This is a genomic window from Streptococcus sp. 17.1, from assembly GCF_016648655.1.
Lineage (GTDB): Bacteria > Bacillota > Bacilli > Lactobacillales > Streptococcaceae > Streptococcus > Streptococcus salivarius_E.
In genome coordinates this window covers 356465-372671 of sequence record NZ_JACLQM010000001.1, presented here as the reverse complement: position 1 = coordinate 372671, position 16207 = coordinate 356465, and the positions used below count along the sequence as shown (strand labels likewise).

The 16207-nt window shown below is 39.0% G+C and carries 15 protein-coding genes and 2 pseudogenes; 13 read left to right on the top strand and 4 right to left on the bottom strand.

Going from position 1 to position 16207, the window contains the following annotated elements:
* From H7T99_RS01730 to htpX, 11 genes and pseudogenes are all read left to right on the top strand, one after another.
* On the top strand, positions 1–517 hold a 517-nt coding region (locus H7T99_RS01730), incomplete at its 5' end, for a DUF2326 domain-containing protein (RefSeq protein WP_201035939.1).
* A gap of 95 nt (positions 518–612) precedes the next feature.
* A complete protein-coding gene (locus H7T99_RS01725; protein ID WP_201035938.1) occupies positions 613–1764 on the top strand; it encodes a restriction endonuclease subunit S in 1152 nt (383 codons plus the stop codon).
* Between the two features lie 165 nt (positions 1765–1929).
* Positions 1930–2294: pseudogene (locus tag H7T99_RS01720) on the top strand (type II toxin-antitoxin system RelE/ParE family toxin).
* Positions 2284–2577: a helix-turn-helix domain-containing protein gene (locus H7T99_RS01715; RefSeq protein WP_021144391.1), complete on the top strand. Its 294-nt coding sequence runs from the start codon at positions 2284–2286 to the stop codon at positions 2575–2577. Before H7T99_RS01720 ends, H7T99_RS01715 begins: the two are co-directional and overlap by 11 nt.
* Positions 2578–2598: 21 nt before the next feature.
* A complete protein-coding gene (locus H7T99_RS01710) occupies positions 2599–4200 on the top strand; it encodes a type I restriction-modification system subunit M (protein ID WP_037600884.1) in 1602 nt (533 codons plus the stop codon).
* Positions 4201–4277: 77 nt separating this feature from the next.
* On the top strand, positions 4278–5237 hold the full coding sequence (locus H7T99_RS01705; protein ID WP_037600887.1) for an Rpn family recombination-promoting nuclease/putative transposase: 960 nt from the start codon (positions 4278–4280) through the stop codon (positions 5235–5237).
* 11 nt (positions 5238–5248) lie between these two features.
* A pseudogene (locus H7T99_RS01700) lies at positions 5249–5485 on the top strand (hypothetical protein); the annotation flags it as partial.
* Between the two features lie 532 nt (positions 5486–6017).
* On the top strand, positions 6018–9008 hold the full coding sequence (locus H7T99_RS01695; RefSeq protein WP_201035937.1) for a YSIRK-type signal peptide-containing protein: 2991 nt from the start codon (positions 6018–6020) through the stop codon (positions 9006–9008).
* Between the two features lie 145 nt (positions 9009–9153).
* Positions 9154–10158 (top strand): DNA/RNA non-specific endonuclease, encoded by a 1005-nt coding sequence (locus tag H7T99_RS01690; RefSeq protein WP_037600896.1) that lies wholly within the window; start codon positions 9154–9156, stop codon positions 10156–10158.
* 148 nt (positions 10159–10306) lie between these two features.
* Complete coding sequence (locus H7T99_RS01685) at positions 10307–10867, top strand: LemA family protein (RefSeq protein WP_002890636.1); 561 nt, start codon at positions 10307–10309, stop codon at positions 10865–10867.
* A gap of 1 nt (position 10868) precedes the next feature.
* Positions 10869–11768 (top strand): zinc metalloprotease HtpX, encoded by a 900-nt coding sequence (htpX, locus tag H7T99_RS01680; RefSeq protein ID WP_048790736.1) that lies wholly within the window; start codon positions 10869–10871, stop codon positions 11766–11768.
* A gap of 50 nt (positions 11769–11818) precedes the next feature.
* Here htpX and H7T99_RS01675 read toward each other — a convergent pair whose 3' ends face one another.
* From H7T99_RS01675 to H7T99_RS01660, 4 genes are all read right to left on the bottom strand, one after another.
* Positions 11819–12466 (bottom strand): metal-dependent transcriptional regulator, encoded by a 648-nt coding sequence (locus H7T99_RS01675; protein WP_048790737.1) that lies wholly within the window; start codon positions 12464–12466, stop codon positions 11819–11821.
* A 79-nt stretch (positions 12467–12545) separates the two neighbouring features.
* Positions 12546–13472, bottom strand: a complete 927-nt coding sequence (locus tag H7T99_RS01670) for a metal ABC transporter substrate-binding protein (protein WP_048790738.1) — start codon at positions 13470–13472, stop codon at positions 12546–12548.
* A 19-nt stretch (positions 13473–13491) separates the two neighbouring features.
* Positions 13492–14331, bottom strand: coding sequence for a metal ABC transporter permease (locus tag H7T99_RS01665; protein WP_021147014.1), 840 nt, complete (start codon positions 14329–14331; stop codon positions 13492–13494).
* Complete coding sequence (locus H7T99_RS01660; RefSeq protein WP_048790739.1) at positions 14321–15049, bottom strand: metal ABC transporter ATP-binding protein; 729 nt, start codon at positions 15047–15049, stop codon at positions 14321–14323. The genes H7T99_RS01665 and H7T99_RS01660 overlap by 11 nt, the downstream gene beginning before the upstream one ends.
* Before the next feature lie 289 nt (positions 15050–15338).
* On the opposite strand from H7T99_RS01660, the gene H7T99_RS01655 reads away from it, so the two are divergent.
* Both H7T99_RS01655 and H7T99_RS01650 read left to right on the top strand, forming a co-directional pair.
* Positions 15339–15812: a membrane protein gene (locus tag H7T99_RS01655; RefSeq protein WP_014634243.1), complete on the top strand. Its 474-nt coding sequence runs from the start codon at positions 15339–15341 to the stop codon at positions 15810–15812.
* Positions 15809–16204 carry a DUF4430 domain-containing protein gene (locus H7T99_RS01650; RefSeq protein WP_002884044.1) on the top strand — a complete coding sequence of 132 codons (396 nt, stop codon included), beginning with the start codon at positions 15809–15811 and terminating at the stop codon, positions 16202–16204. Before H7T99_RS01655 ends, H7T99_RS01650 begins: the two co-directional genes overlap by 4 nt.
* Positions 16205–16207: the final 3 nt, after the last annotated feature.

Here is a 16207-nt window from a genome sequence, read left to right as displayed (position 1 = left end):
GGAAAAAAATGTAATAACTAAAAGAATTGAAAGTTTATCATCTTTTACTAAAGAAGAATTTAAAACTGTTTATTCTGAAAAGATAAATTTATTTAATACTTATTTTAATAAGATTTCAAATAAAATAAATGGTGAAAAACCTATTCTAATTTATAATCCAGATATTAGCGAATTCCCAGTTTCGATAAAAAATATACATAGTGGAACTAGTACTGGAACAAAAAAATCTCTCATTGCAGCATACGATATTTCATATCAAAAGTTTGCAACAGTTGAAAATAAAAAAGTACCAAAATTTGTCATACATGATGTTTTAGAAAGTATAGAAGGTGATAATTTAAATAATATTATAAGAGAGGTTAATGAATCTGATTCACAATACATAATTGCTATTTTAAGTGAAAAATTGGATTCATCGCAAATTTCCAAAGTTGATCAAGAAAGAATGAGAATAATTGAGTTATCAAAAAGTAATCTTTTGTTTGAAGGAAATATCAAACAAGCTGGAGAAGATTAATCTAATGGTTATGGTTATATCTAGAAAAATGTAATAATTAAAGCTATTTACTATATTTATGTGCTAAATATAGTACAAATAGAGGAGACTAATTAATGTTTGAACCGAAAATACGGATAAATATTTTTAAAGATAGTTTATGGGAACTGAAGACTATAGTAAATTTTGTACTTGAAATTGGTACAGGAAAAAGTGAATATATAATTAATGATTATTCTATAAAAAATTCTTTTCCGATATTGGGGTCAACTTCTATTATTGGATTTGATAATTCTTTTGATTATTCTGGTGATTTTATTTTAACTGCTAGAGTTGGAGCGAATGCAGGAGAGATTTATAAATATTCTGGAGAAGCAAAAATAACAGATAATACAGTTTATATAAAATCAAATTGTTTGGATTATTTATATTATTCATTACTGCATTATAATCTTAAAAGGTTATCTTTTGGTACAGGACAACCATTAATTAAGACTAGTGAATTAAAAAAGATAAAGATATTTTTCCCAAGTTCATTAGAACAAACTGCTATCGGCACCCTCTTCCGCACCCTCGACGACCTTCTGGCTAGCTACAAGGACAATCTTGCTAACTATCAATCTCTCAAGGCGACCATGCTCTCTAAGATGTTTCCAAAAGCTGGACAGACTGTTCCTGAGATACGTTTGGATGGATATAAAGGTGAGTGGGACCTAATCAAGTTAGGTGATTTTTGTGATTTGATTACAAAAGGAACTACGGGAAAATCGCAATCAGAACAAGGAAAGGTTAACTTTGTTAAGGTTGAAAACTTAAAAGATAATGAAATCTATCCTATTGTTAAAATTTCAGAGGAAGAGCATTTCGGAAGTTTGAAGAGATCTATACTGTATGAAGGAGATATATTGTTTTCGATTGCGGGTACTCTTGGTAGAACTGCAATTGTTAAAAATAATATTCTTCCAGCTAATACAAATCAAGCTCTTGCAATTATTAGAGGGTACAAATTAGATGCATATTTTTTGTTAGTAGTATTATCTGGGGAAGTTGTGAAAGATTATATCCGAAAAAACCCCACAGTAGGTGCACAACCAAATCTGTCCTTAGAACAAGTTTCTTCTTTAAAAATAAAAATACCATCTTTAGAAGAACAACAAGCCATCGGCGCCTATTTCTCTAACCTTGATAACCTCATCAACTCTTACCAAGATAAAATTTCTCAGCTAGAAACACTCAAAAAGAAACTCTTGCAAGATATGTTTATCTAACCTTCAAAAATTCCCTTTATCAGCATCCATAAGCACAGCCTTTTTCGAATAGTATAAGTGAGCCCCTTTGATTCTTTCAAAGGGTGTTCCTTAGTATTTAATAACTTAAAAGTATTTACTTTTAATAACTTTAGAGTTATAATAAGTTCGAAAAGGGGTTGCTTTGTGCACGCTATTTATTTTTATAAGGACAAACAAGGGAATCAACCGGTCTTGGACTACATGAGGAAGCTAGCCGTAACGATAGCAAGGACAGTCGGATCAAACTCAACAAGCTCAACGACTATATTGAACTGTTGAGCCAGCATGGAACTCGTGCTGGCCAACCCTACATCAAGCATCTGGATGCGGAAATCTGGGAGTTGAGACCCTTGCGGGATCGGATTTTATTCGTGGCTTGGCTGGATGGGAGCTTTGTCCTACTGCATCCTTTTGTCAAAAAGACGCAAAAGACACCCAGACGAGAGATCGAAAAAGCCAAGCGAGAGTTGCAAGATTTGAAGGAAAGAGGGCTAAGAGATGAAGAATAGTGCCATCGGCAGCAATTGGAAAGATGTGAGAGCAGAGCTCTTCACCAAGGAAGAAATCCTGGAAAGTGATTTGCGGGTCGCGATTATGACTGAGCTCATCGAGGCTCGGCATGAAAAGGGCATTAGCCAAAAGAAACTAGAAGAACTTAGTGGGGTCAGTCAACCGGTCATCGCTCGGATGGAGACAGGAAAGACCAGTCCTCAATTGGACACGGTTTTGAAAGTCTTAGCCAGTCTGGGCAAGACCCTCGCTGTCGTCCCACTGGAACAAGAAAAGGTCTAAAAGAAATCAGAAAGAATTATTATGGAAACAACACAAACCTCCCAGTCGCTTTATCAAGCCCTGTGGAACTCAGCGGATGTGCTCCGCTCTAAGATGGATGCCAACGACTACAAGTCTTATCTCTTGGGCATGGTCTTTTACAAGTATTTGTCGGACAAGATGCTCTTTTTCGTGGCAGAGACCATGGGGGAAGAAACAGAAAGCTTGGAAGAGGCACTGGCAGTCTATCGTAAATACTACGAGGACGAGGAGACTCACGAGGACCTCTTGACAGTTATCACTGATGAGATGAGTTATGCCATTCATCCTGACTTGACCTTTACGGCCTTAGTGGAGCGAGTGAACGATGGAAGCTTTCAGTTAGAGGACTTGGCTCAGGGCTTCCGTGATATTGAGCAGAGTGACGAGCTTTATGAAAACCTTTTTGAAGATATCGACCTCTACTCTAAGAAACTTGGAGCGACTCCTCAAAAGCAAAATCAAACGGTTGCGGCTGTGATGAAAGAGTTGGCAGTCCTAGATGTGGCAGGTCATGCTGGTGATATGTTGGGGGATGCTTACGAGTACTTGATTGGTCAGTTTGCGACGGATTCGGGTAAAAAAGCTGGTGAGTTCTATACACCGCAACCTGTTGCCAAGCTCATGACTCAGATTGCCTTTTTAGGTCGTGAGGACAAGCAAGGCTTTACCCTTTATGATGCGACTATGGGGTCAGGATCGCTCTTGCTTAATGCCAAACGCTATTCACGTCAACCACAGACAGTGGTTTACTTTGGTCAAGAGTTGAACACCTCAACTTATAACCTGGCACGTATGAACATGATTCTGCACGGTGTGCCGATTGAAAACCAGTTTTTACACAACGCTGATACCTTGGATGAAGATTGGCCAACCCAAGAGCCGACTAACTTTGACGGTGTTCTCATGAACCCGCCTTATTCAGCCAAGTGGTCTGCAAGCTCAGGTTTCATGGATGACCCCCGATTCTCACCATTTGGGAAACTAGCACCTAAGTCTAAGGCTGATTTTGCCTTCCTCTTGCATGGTTACTATCACTTGAAGCAAGACAATGGTGTTATGGCCATCGTTCTACCTCATGGGGTGCTCTTCCGTGGTAACGCCGAAGGGACTATTCGTAAGGCTTTGTTAGAAGAGGGTGCCATTGATACGGTTATCGGTCTGCCTGCTAATATTTTCTTTAATACCAGTATTCCGACAACGGTTATCATTCTCAAAAAGAACCGCACCAATCGTGATGTTTATTTTATCGATGCCTCTAAGGAGTTTGATAAGGGGAAAAATCAGAACATCATGACAGATGCCCATATTGAAAAGATTCTCAATGCCTATAAGAGCCGTGAGGATATGGACAAGTTTGCCCATCTGGCTAGTTTTGAAGAGATTGTGGAAAATGACTACAACCTTAATATCCCTCGCTATGTGGATACCTTTGAGGAAGAAGAAGTGGAGCCCTTGACCGAGATTGTGGCTAAGATTAATCAGACCAATGCGACGATTGAAAGTCAGACAGCCTCCCTTCTTGATATGCTTGGTCAGCTTCATGGAACGACCAAAGAAGCAGACGCAGAACTCAAGGCTTTTGTGAAAGCATTTAAGGGGTAGTTGCAAGCTTTCATTTACTTTTTCCGAATAGTAGAAGTAGAGGGGCCAACCCTCTATTTTTTCTTAAGGAGAGGTAAATGGAAAAAAGACACAAGCATGTCTCACCGACCTTGGATATCATGGCTAAGAAGATTTTTAGCCTGCCTGAGGTGACGGTGGCTTTTATTCGAGATATTTTGGATTTGGATGTTGTGGATGCTCAGATTTTGGAGGGGACACAGCTTCATAAAAAGGACTTTGACGAGGATGAGCTCTTTTCAACCTCGGTGGATGTTTGGGCTAAGTTGAATGATGGAACTGAGGTTATCATTGAGATTCAGGTGCGTAAGCAGCATTATTTTCTCAATCGTTTTCATTATTATTTGGCTAACCAGCTGGTGGAAAATGTGCAACAATTACGCCAACAAGGACAGACGCATAAGATGTACGAGCAGATGAAGCCAGTCTATGGCATAGCTATCTTGGAGAAGACCTTGTTGCCAGATGAGGAGTCCCCGATTAATACTTATTGGATGGCCAATAGTCGGACGGGCAAGCCTTTGTATTCTTTCTATAAGGATGGGAAACGGCAAAACCTTCTTCAGATTGCCTTTTTAGAGTTGGATAAGTATAATAAAGGTAAACATATTACGGATGAAGGGCGGCAGTGGCTAGAGTTTTTTGGGAATCTCCCATTTTCTAAGGAACCTAGTCAAGCGGTCACGCATGCCGATTCATTACTGGATTCATCCAGCTGGACACAGGAGGAAAAGGCGATGATTGATGAACGCATACGTATTCAAGAAAATTATGACATGACCATGGAAACAGCAATTGATGAAGCACGTGAAGAAGGCTTGGAACAAGGGATAGAGAAAGGAATAGAGAAAGGGTTAGAGCAGGGACTAGAGCGTGGACTTAAACAAGGCCTGGAACGAGGTCGTCATGAGGGACAATTAGAAATGATTCATAAGATGCTCTCAAGAGGTCTATCACTAGAAGTTGTGTCAGATGTGACTGGTCTATCGCTTGAAGAATTAGAGGCATTGTTATCGTAAAAACCGGTCGACAGGAGGAAAAGGCGATGATTGATGAACGCATACGAATTCAAGAAAATTATGACATGACTATGGAAACAGCAATTGATGAAGCACGTGAAGAAGGTTTGGAGAAAGGACTGGAGCGAGGTCGTCATGAGGAGCGCTTAGAGTTGATTCGTAAGATGCTGTCAAAAGGTCTATCTCTAGAAGTAGTATCAGATGTGACTGGTCTGTCACTTGAAGAACTAGAGGCAATGTTATCGTAAAATCTTGTTAGGTTAGTTATTTTTTTGAAAAATAAGAGGCAGATTTTTGTCTCTTTTTTATTTTTTTGATGTTTAACATTTGTAATACTAAAACATTCGGAAAATAATACTTTGAAGCGTAAAATTAAAAAAGACTGTCAAACGTTTGACAGAAATCTGAGAAAACAAATTTAAAACATTTTGATTGTTTTGCCTGATAACTCTTGCTAAATAAGCCTTTATGGAAATTCAGAGTTTTTTCTTTCTTACACGTGAAAGAAATCACCTTTTTGTGCGACATTTTTAGACTGTAATTTAGACGTGATTGACTGAACTTTCTAATATGACAATTTTGTTAAGGCCTTGTTAAAATGGATAGCCTAGCCTTTTTTTTTACTTTTTCATCCCTTATAATTTATTTTGGTTTGTTTTTAATAAGAAAAACAACAGCATTATTAACAATCTTTAATGTGAGGGAATCTTTATTTTCTTTCAAAGGACGGCTTGGTCCTATGATAGAGAGATTGTGAAAAAAAGTATCAGGAGAATAGACTTGTTTAAAGAAAGAAAAACGAAACCAAAGTACAGCATCCGTAAATATTCTATTGGCGCAGCATCAGCTTTGATTGGCTTTATGGCTCTTGCTAATGGGCAAGCTGCTCAGGCTGATGAGGCACAATCGATTAGTGATTTGACTGATGCCTCAAATCAGGCACAGACACCTCAAACAGCCTCAACGGCACAATTGGCGACTTCCGAACCAGCATCAGTTGAGACTGTGCAAGCGTCACAGCCTGCCAATATTATGCCAGCTCAGCCACAGGTTACCACTGTTCAAGCGGCTGAACAGACTCCGACCATTGATCAATTAGTTGAGGCAAGTAACCCACAAACTCAAGAAACTTCAGCAAATGTCTTAACCAATGCGACTGAGGACCAAGGTCAAGGCAAGGAGTACAGCACAGATGGTTACGGTGCAAAAATGCCTTATACGACTCATGAGGCAGAAAATGCAAGTGTTGAAAATGGTGCTACAATCCAGCAGTCAACGGACATGGAATCTACGGCTGTGGAAGCGACTAACCAAACTTATGTTGAACTTCCTAAAAAGGATGCGGCAGTTACTTTCAATGTCACTGAGCCAGCCAATGCTTTGAATGTGCGTTATACAATACCTGATGGTGCATCAGGTCAGTTGGATGTGCAGGTCAATGGTTCAAGCGTTGGTAATCTTGATTTGTCATCTCACTCAGCATGGCAGTACCTTAAAGGGGACCATGAGTATGATCAAGCCATTGATGGTTCAAGTGCACGTTTTCGTTTTGATGAGACACGTCTTCTCCTAAAGGATATCCAATTGAAATCTGGAGATAAGATTTCTCTAGTTAAAAAGAAAGATGACAATGTCCCTTACGGTATTGACTTTATTGAGCTAGAACAGGCTCCAGCGCCTGTTGCCCAAGGTGAAAATAGTATCAGTATCGTGGATAAGGGTGCATCTGCCAATGATGATAGTGACGACACAGCTGCCCTACTTGCGGCTGTGGAAGAAGCTAAAGCCAGCGGAAAATCTGTCTATATTCCAGAAGGACGTTTCAATTTTGACAAACAGGTTAATATTGAAGCTGATAATCTAAAAATCTCAGGTGCCGGCGTTTGGCATACGCAACTACACTTTACAAGTGACAAACGCTATGGTGGTGGTATTGTCTTCGGTCATAATAGTAATGGCATTGAGTTGAGCAATCTTTACATGGATTCTAACTTGACGTCTCGTTATAATGAGGATGCGCAGTACAAGGCTATTTCGGGAACACTTGGTAAGGATTCGAAAATTCACGACATCTGGGTTCAGCATTTTGAAGTCGGTATGTGGATTGGAGACTACGACCAGACGGGAAATATGAAGTATACGGACGGTCTTGTCGTTGAAAATGCTCGTATCCGTAATAACTTAGCTGATGGTATTAACTTTGCTCAAGGGACCAAGAATTCAACAGTTAAAAACTCTAATATCCGTGGGAATGGTGATGATGGTTTAGCTATCTGGTCAAGTATTTCAGATGGGACAAATGCAGCAGTTGAGGAAAATAATAGATTCCTAAACAACACCATTGAATCAGGCTGGCGTGCGGCTGGTATCGGTATTTTTGGTGGTAAGGGGCATGAAATTTCAGGAAACCTCATCAAGGACGTCTTTGCTGGAGCAGGTATCCGTATAAACACTGTCTTTGCAGGTCACAATTTTGACCTCAATGATTCTGGAATTAAGATTCATGACAATACCGTTCTACGTTCAGGGACAACTAATGACCTCTATAACCTCCATCGTGGTGCCATTGATTTCCAACAAGTTCGTGGAACAATCAAGAATGTCGATGTCTACGATAATAAACTATTGAATACCTTGGCTGATCCAGTGATTACCAAAAACTTTGAGATGGGTGACAATGGTAATGGAGAAATCCGTTTATCTAATAATACGATTGACAATAAGGCGACGATTGTTGGAGCTGTTTCAACAGTTTCTCCAACAAAGCCTGTCAATAATCCAGTCTCAGAGACTTCAGTTTCCGAGACACCAAAGAGTGAGGGAGGTTCAAGCACTCCAGTTTCTGAAGCATCTAACAGTGAAGTAGCTTCCGAGACATCAGTTTCAGAAACACCAAAGAGTGAGGCAAGTTCAAGCACTCCAGTTTCTGAAGTATCTAACAGTGAAGTAATCTCAGAGACATCAGTTTCAGAAACACCAAAGAGTGAGGCAAGTTCAAGCACTCCAGTTTCTGAAGCTTCTAACAGTGAAGTGATCTCAGAGTCTTCAGTTTCAGAAACAGCAAAGAGTGAAGCAAGCTCAACTGCTCCAGTCTCTGAGTCACCAAAGAATGAGGAAACTTCAGTGGCTTCATCTACTAGTCAGGTTAACGTAGCAATTACTTCTGACAGCCCAGAGAAATCTCCAACTTCAGAAAGTACACAAAAGGATCCGATTAGCGAGGTTTCTTCAGAAGTTATTGAAAAAGGTTCAACAAGTCAGGTCGATGTCAAAGTTTCTGAATCTCCAACAACAGCACGTACATCTGAAGTTGTCAGCATCTCACCAAATAGTCAGGTCGCTTATAACAATGACCTAAAAATCTCTGTAACAAGCAGTCAGCTCGCCTCAGAAGCTATTCGCTATAATTCTCTTTTGAATGAGAAGTCTGTGGATATGATTGCAAGTAAAGTTATGGCGGTTATGGCCTCTGAAACATTAGCCTCAGAAGCGGCATCACTTACAAGCTCTGAAGGTGTTGCCAAAGAGATTAGCAGTGATTTGTCAGAATTGGCGGAAAGCAAGAAGGATGACACACCTAAGAATGTCGCCCGAATTGATAAAGCAACTGAGGCTAAACAGGTGGCCAAGAGTTCTGAAAGCCAAGCTAGCACTTCAAAAGAAAAAGGTAAGTCTAATACGACAACGGTCTTCCTTCTTGTCGGAGTTGCTGCGGCACTAAGTATATCTACAGTTTATCTTACAAAACAAGGTAAAAAAGCAGGTAAATAATAGGTAAGAAACATCCATTAAATTGGATGTTTTTTTGTTTTTAAGCAAGCTCTAAGATACCTAATATCATTATTCTTTATTTTTAATCATCCGTTTTGATTTGGTCCTGTATAATTAAAGTGATAAGAAAAATTAAGGAGTTAAGATGATGAAAGAAAAAAGAAATAGTAGGATTTGTTTATTTGCTCTCCTTGTTTTAGTATTTACTTTAGGATTCGGATTTTCATTAGATACTAGCAAACAATCTTTGGCTGTGAGTTCTCAAGTGGTTCAAGCGGATGAGAATAATGGTATCTTGGCTTTTAATGGTCAAAAGCAGTTTGTCATGGAGGAGAAGGACCAGCTAGGACGTGCCCACAGTGCTCATATACAGTTACAAGATAAGGACGAGCCGAAGAATAAACGCCCCGGTAAAATAAAATATGATCCTGTAGGATGGCATAACTATAAGTTTTATTATGGTGATGGTAAATCAAAATCTTGGTTAATGAATCGAGGACATTTGATTGGCTATCAGTTTTCTGGTGTCAATGACGAGGGCAAGAATTTAGTACCTATGACTGCCTGGTTGAACTCTGGAAATTATAAAGGAACCGACGAAGGTAATCAGTCAGGCATGCTTTATTACGAGAATCGCTTGGATAACTGGCTGGCACTCCACCCTAACTATTGGTTAGATTATAAGGTAACAGCTATCTACAGTGGAGACGAGTTGTTGCCTCGTCAAGTGGAACTTCAGTATGTCGGTATTGATAGTTCTGGAAATCTCTTAGAAATTAAACTTGGTGGAGATAAGGAGACTCTTGACAGTCAGGGAGTTACGCATGTTATCTTGGATAACCAATCACCAAATGCAGAAATCAATTATGCAGATGGGACAGCGACAAATACGGTTACTGAATTTACTGAAGCACCATCTGAGCCTAGTTCTGAGAGTTCACAGGTGACTGAACAACCGAGTTCTGAGCTAGAGCCTGTGCAACCTACACAAGAAGAAAGTAGAACAGTTTATGTGGCGCGTCATGGAACAGCAGATGTTTATTGGTATGACATCAACAGTATGCCTAGCAATACCAACAAAGCAAATGTCGTTACTATGACAGAAGCAGATGCCCTAGCCCAAGGTAAACGACACACGTCTAAAGAGTAGTACAAAAGCTGGACATCTTGTCCAGTTTTTTTGTAAAACGGCTCACATTTTACCACTTTTATCTGAAAATTTGATATACTGAGACTATCAAAATACTTGTAAGAGAAGTCGTACCGACTCTTTTTAAGTATAAGAAAGGAAACTAAATATGATTTGGATTATTATTGCCATTATTGTTGTTCTTGTGATTTTTGTTATTACAAGTTATAACGGCTTGGTTAAAAGCCGTATGCAAACCAAGGAGGCTTGGAGTCAAATTGATGTTCAATTGAAACGTCGTAATGATCTCCTTCCTAACTTGATTGAAACAGTTAAAGGTTACGCTAAATATGAAGGTTCAACGCTTGAAAAAGTAGCAGAACTTCGTAATCAAGTAGCAGCTGCGACTTCTCCTGCAGCAGCTATGCGTGCCAGTGATGAATTGACTCGTCAGGTTTCTGGAATCTTTGCCGTAGCTGAAAGTTACCCTGATCTTAAGGCTAGTGCCAACTTCAGCCAGCTTCAAGAAGAGTTGACGAACACTGAAAATAAAATTGCCTATTCGCGCCAACTCTATAACAGTGTGACAAGTAACTACAATGTGAAATTGGAAACTTTCCCAAGCAATGTTATTGCTAAAATGTTTAGCTTTAAGGCTGCTGAATTCCTTGAAACACCAGAAGAAGAAAAAGCTGTTCCTAAGGTTGATTTCAGTGGACTAGGTAACTAATATGTTATTTGATCAGATTGCTCGAAATAAGAGAAAGACTTGGCTTTTGCTCCTGGTCTTTTTCCTCTTGTTGGGTCTTGTTGGTTACGGTGTCGGCTATCTTTGGTTAGGTTCAGGCTTCGGTGGTCTGATTCTTGCTCTAGTTATCGGTTTTATCTATGCTGTTACCATGATTTTCCAATCAACCAATGTCGTTATGGCTATGAATGGTGCACGAGAGGTTGATGAACAAACCGCTCCGAACCTTTATCATGTGGTCGAGGACATGGCTATGGTGGCTCAAATCCCAATGCCACGTGTCTTTATTGTCAATGATCCTTCAATGAATGCTTTTGCAACGGGATCTAGCCCTAAAAATGCTGCTGTAGCTGCTACAACAGGTCTTCTTGCGGTTATGAATCGTGAGGAACTTGAAGGAGTTATTGGACATGAAGTGAGTCATATTCGCAACTACGATATCCGAATCTCTACCATAGCAGTTGCCTTAGCATCTGCCATTACCATGCTAGCTGGGATGGCTCGTAATATGATGTTCTGGGGTGGAGGCCGTCGTAGAAATGATGATGACCGTAATGGAAGCAGCGGTTTGGAAATTATTCTTCTCATTATTTCCTTGATTGCCATTATTCTTGCGCCTTTGGCAGCTACCTTGGTTCAGTTGGCTATTTCACGCCAGCGTGAATTTTTAGCTGATGCTTCTAGCGTCGAATTGACACGTAACCCACAAGGTATGATTAATGCTCTGCTTAAACTTGATAATAGTGCGCCAATGCAACATCATGTGGATGATGCTAGCGCAGCCCTCTTTATCAATGACCCTAAAAAAGAATCTGGTTTGCAGAAGCTCTTTTATACCCACCCCCCAATTTCAGAACGGGTGGAACGCTTGAAACAAATGTAAAAAAAGTGAGGCTGATGACACTTCTAAGTGTGTTCATCAGCCTCGCTTTTTTAGTTTGATTCAATATAAAGGTTGCTAGCAACAGTTTCTGGAATTTGAATTTCTTTTCCATCAATATTCAGGCGGTATAGTAGTGTAAAAGGGTCAAAGCCTTCAAAGGTAAAAGGTGTTCCAATTTTAAGACCGACAGTCTTCAAATAATGGAGTAGATCAATTTGATCTTGAACTCGACGAAGGACATAGTCTCCAGGAGCAAGGTCTTGTGTAAAAGTCTGGTTGTAGATTTCCTCTATGAGCTGACCTGATTTAGGAATCTGCCCACCGTGTGGACAGGTTTTGGGGTAATTGAGTAGGCGGTCAAGGGCATTGATAAAGTGATCAGAGACAGTATGCTCTAAAATTTCTGCCTCTTGATGAATTTGATCACAAGTGTATTGCAAGTGGTCCACCAAAAAGGCTTCGATGAGGCGATGTTTCCGATAGAGTTCAGCAACGTTGATTGTACCTGTTTCCGTTAGGAGGTAGCCCTTGGCTTTATCTTTGATGATAAGGCCTTCTGAAATCAATTTCTTAATCATTTCTGTCACAGCAGGTGGAGACACCTGCATGCGGTTCGCAATTTCCTTATTACTAATTTTGCCTTCTTCAGTACCAATCTCATAGATACATTTGAGGTAGTCTTCTTTATTAGGTGTCATTTCTCTTCCTTTGAAAATAGTCTCATCTTAGTATAACAGATTTATCAGAAGAATACAGAACATATCTTAGATAAGATTTTTACTGATTCAAGCCTTGGGTGATTTTATCCAGATTATATTTCATCATGTTGTAGTAGCTGTCACCGTTTTGCCCTTTTTCAGCAATAGAATCTGTAAAGATCTTTGCATAGATAGGAATATTGGTATCCTTAGATACTGTTTTCATAGGGCGTTCATCGACACTAGATTCGACAAAGAGAGCTGGTACCTTTGTTTGACGTAGTTTTTCCACGAGTGTTTTGATTTGGTCTGGTGTGCCTTCTTCTTCTGTATTGATTTCCCAGATGTAGGCAGATGGTACGCCATAGGCTTTTGAGAAGTATTTGAAGCATCCTTCACTAGTGACAATCAGTTTTTTCTCATCGGGAATCTTGTTAAATGTTTCTTTAGCTTCTTGGTCCAGTTTACTAAGTTTGTCAGTATAGGATTTTAGATTCTTTTCGTAGTAGGTCTTGTTTTTAGGGTCCTTAGCAATCAGTTGCTTGGCAATATTTTGAGCATAAATAATCCCATTTTCCAGATTAAGCCAAGCGTGGGGATCCTCTTTACCTTTTTCTGACTGACCTTCAAGATAAATCACCTCAACACCATCACTAACTGCAAAATAATCTTTATTTTCTGTCTTATGAGCATTCTTGACTAACTTAGTAAACCAAGCATTTCCACCAGTTTCTAAATTGATACCGTTGTAAAAAATCAAGTCAGCTTGCGATGTCTTCTTTACATCATCAGGAAGGGGTTCGTATTCGTGAGGATCCTTACCAACGGGGACAATACTGTGGAGAGTGATTTTATCTCCGGCAATATTTTTGGTGATATCAGCAATAATGGAATTGGTCGTAACGACTCGTAATTTATCCTTGTTACTGCCTTGTTTATTGGTACAAGCTGTTAGAGTAACTACCGCTAAAAGTAGTAGTACTATTGTTGATAGTATTTTTTTCATATTATTTTCATCCTATTTTTTATTGTTTAGAAGTTTTATTCATGCCACTTTGTTTTGGGGCGATGAAAAAGCTGATGAGAAAGAGTAGAGCAGACGTTAATACAATGCTCGAACCAGCTGCAATATTAAAACTATAGCCGATAAAAAGACCTAGAACAGATGCCAGAGCCCCCAATCCTGATGAGAGAAGAATCATTGTTTTTAGGCTATGAACATAAAGGTAGGCAGTGGCAGCCGGTGTAATTAAAAGTGCCACAATAAGAATAGTGCCAACACTCTGCATGGCAGTTACAGAAACCAAAGTTAGAATAACCATAAGTAAGTAGTGGTAGAAGGTGACCTTAACTCCCATAGACTTGGCCAAAATTGGATCAAAGGATGTTAGGAGTAGAGGGCGAAAGAAGATTGTAATAGTTGCTAGTACGAGAAGTGAAACGATAATCGTTATCCACATATCCATGTCTTGTACAGCTAGAATATTCCCGAAGAGAATATGAAAGAGATCTGTGGAACTATTAGCAACACCGATGAGAATAATACCGAGAGCTAGAAAGCTCGAAAAGGTAATCCCAATTGCCGTGTCACTCTTAATAATGGAATTGCTTTTGATATAGGTAATCATTGTAGAAGCTAAAAGTCCAAAGATGATGGCTCCTATGAAAAAGTTAATACCCAAGATAAAGGAAGTAGCTACGCCGGGTAAAACCGCATGTGAAATCGCATCACCCATAAGCGACATGCCTCTTAGAATAATAAAACAACCAACAGCCCCTCCGACAATTCCAATAACTAAAGCCGTTATAAGAGCATTTTGTAAGTAGTGGAAATTTAGCAAACCATCAATAAATTCAGAAATCATTTACATCTCCTTTATAAAATAAACTGTTACCGTAGGTTTTACGGAGATTATCCTCATTAAAAACAAGATTAGTAGGCCCACTAGCAATCAGTTTACGATTTAGGAGGATAACTTGGTCAAAATAATGAGGAACTTTGCTCAAATCATGGTGGACAATAAGAATAAGCTTACCTTTGTCCCTAAGTTCTCTCAAGGTGTCCATGATAATATCTTCACTAACAGAGTCAATCCCTACAAAGGGTTCATCTAATAAAATAATATCAGCCTCTTGTACAAGACAACGAGCGATTAGAACACGTTGAAATTGGCCTCCTGATAATTGGCTTATTTGTCGATGGGCCAAATCATTTAGACCAAGTAGTGTTAAAGCATCTGTGACCTTAGACCAATCACTCTTAGATAGACGTTTAAAGAACTTGGTTTTGGGATAGAGTCCTAGAGAGATGCACTCTCTGACAGTAATCGGAAAGTTAAAATCAATATCAGCCTTCTGTGCAACATAGGAAATACGATTCAATTGCTGACGAATAGGTTGTTTATTGAAAAGGATTTTTCCAGAGTGAGGAATAATACCAATTAATGCTTTGATTAGAGTTGATTTACCAGCACCATTTGGTCCAATAATCCCAGTAATACTAGGTCCCTCCAAGTTTAAGGTGATATTATCCAGAGCTAATGTCTGTTGGTAAGACACATTAATATTTTCAATTTGAATCATTAGCTACCTCCTTGAGTCTAATATACTTTAAAACAAAAATTAAGTCAAGTTAACTATAATAATTAATTGAACTTAATTATTTATTATTATCAAGATGACAGAGGATAGTGAATGAGAGTACATTTTTTATATCAAATATTTAGCCTGATCAAACTGTTTGATATTTGGGAGAGGCAACAAGGGACATTATTTTCTTCAATTTGTACGATCTTACTCTGTATTTCAAGAAATCTTTAGTTTTTATTTTTAAAAACTAGTCATATTTCCTTATTTCTGGCATAATAGATATATGAAATTAACGATTCAACGAATGGCTCGGATAGCTATTCTGTCAGCGCTGGCAGTAGGATTACGGTCAGCATTTATAGGATTGCCAAATATTCAGCCTATTACAGCTATGTTTTTTGTGGCTGTTCTTTATTTGGGTTTGGTTGATGGTCTATTGATTATGGCTTTAACCATGTCCATCTCAGGATTCATCTTTGGTTTTGGTCCCTGGGTCTTTAATCAGATTCTGGCCTTCGGAGTATTGATGGCTCTTTGGAGTTTGATGGCACCTAGGTTATCACTTGTCTGGCAGATTGCTTTGGTCACTCTTTTGTCCTTTCTCTATGGGGTTCTCATGGATTACAGCTATGGCCTCCTATTTAAAAGTGGGATTACCTTTGTTATTTCTGGTCTACTTTACGACACCTATCATGCAATATCGACGCTTCTATTTTATCCATTCATACAGTCTATTTTTCGGAGGTTTTTGAAATGAAAAAATTATTAACCTATATCTTTCTTGCCTTATCACTTGTTACCCTAGCAGCCTGTGGAAAAAATGAGGCAGCTAAACTTACTAGTAGCACAAACAATCATCAGTCTAAGGTTCAAGGTCAGGTGACTTTGATTTTGAAAACAGATAAGGAAAGTAAGAAAAAATCAGTAGAAATCCAAAAAGGAGATACAGTACTTGATGTCTTGGAAGAGGTATATCCTGTTCAAGAAAACGATGGCTTCATCACTGAGATTGATGGTATTTCTCAAGATAAAGATAAAGGCATCTATTGGATGTTTGATGTTAATGGGAAACTTGGTGAAAAAGCAGCCAACCAACTTAAGGTTGAAGATGGCGATGAAATAAAATTCTATCAAAAAAAGTATAATTAAGAT

Coding starts and splice junctions, on each gene's coding strand:
- htpX (WP_048790736.1), top strand. CDS start 10,869: ATGTTATTTGATCAGATTGCTCGAAATAAGAGAAAGACTTGGCTTTTG.
- H7T99_RS01705 (WP_037600887.1), top strand. CDS start 4,278: ATGGAAAAAAGACACAAGCATGTCTCACCGACCTTGGATATCATGGCT.
- H7T99_RS01710 (WP_037600884.1), top strand. CDS start 2,599: ATGGAAACAACACAAACCTCCCAGTCGCTTTATCAAGCCCTGTGGAAC.
- H7T99_RS01655 (WP_014634243.1), top strand. CDS start 15,339: ATGAAATTAACGATTCAACGAATGGCTCGGATAGCTATTCTGTCAGCG.
- H7T99_RS01685 (WP_002890636.1), top strand. CDS start 10,307: ATGATTTGGATTATTATTGCCATTATTGTTGTTCTTGTGATTTTTGTT.
- H7T99_RS01650 (WP_002884044.1), top strand. CDS start 15,809: ATGAAAAAATTATTAACCTATATCTTTCTTGCCTTATCACTTGTTACC.
- H7T99_RS01660 (WP_048790739.1), bottom strand. CDS start 15,049: ATGATTCAAATTGAAAATATTAATGTGTCTTACCAACAGACATTAGCT.
- H7T99_RS01715 (WP_021144391.1), top strand. CDS start 2,284: ATGAAGAATAGTGCCATCGGCAGCAATTGGAAAGATGTGAGAGCAGAG.
- H7T99_RS01690 (WP_037600896.1), top strand. CDS start 9,154: ATGATGAAAGAAAAAAGAAATAGTAGGATTTGTTTATTTGCTCTCCTT.
- H7T99_RS01665 (WP_021147014.1), bottom strand. CDS start 14,331: ATGATTTCTGAATTTATTGATGGTTTGCTAAATTTCCACTACTTACAA.
- H7T99_RS01725 (WP_201035938.1), top strand. CDS start 613: ATGTTTGAACCGAAAATACGGATAAATATTTTTAAAGATAGTTTATGG.
- H7T99_RS01670 (WP_048790738.1), bottom strand. CDS start 13,472: ATGAAAAAAATACTATCAACAATAGTACTACTACTTTTAGCGGTAGTT.
- H7T99_RS01675 (WP_048790737.1), bottom strand. CDS start 12,466: ATGACACCTAATAAAGAAGACTACCTCAAATGTATCTATGAGATTGGT.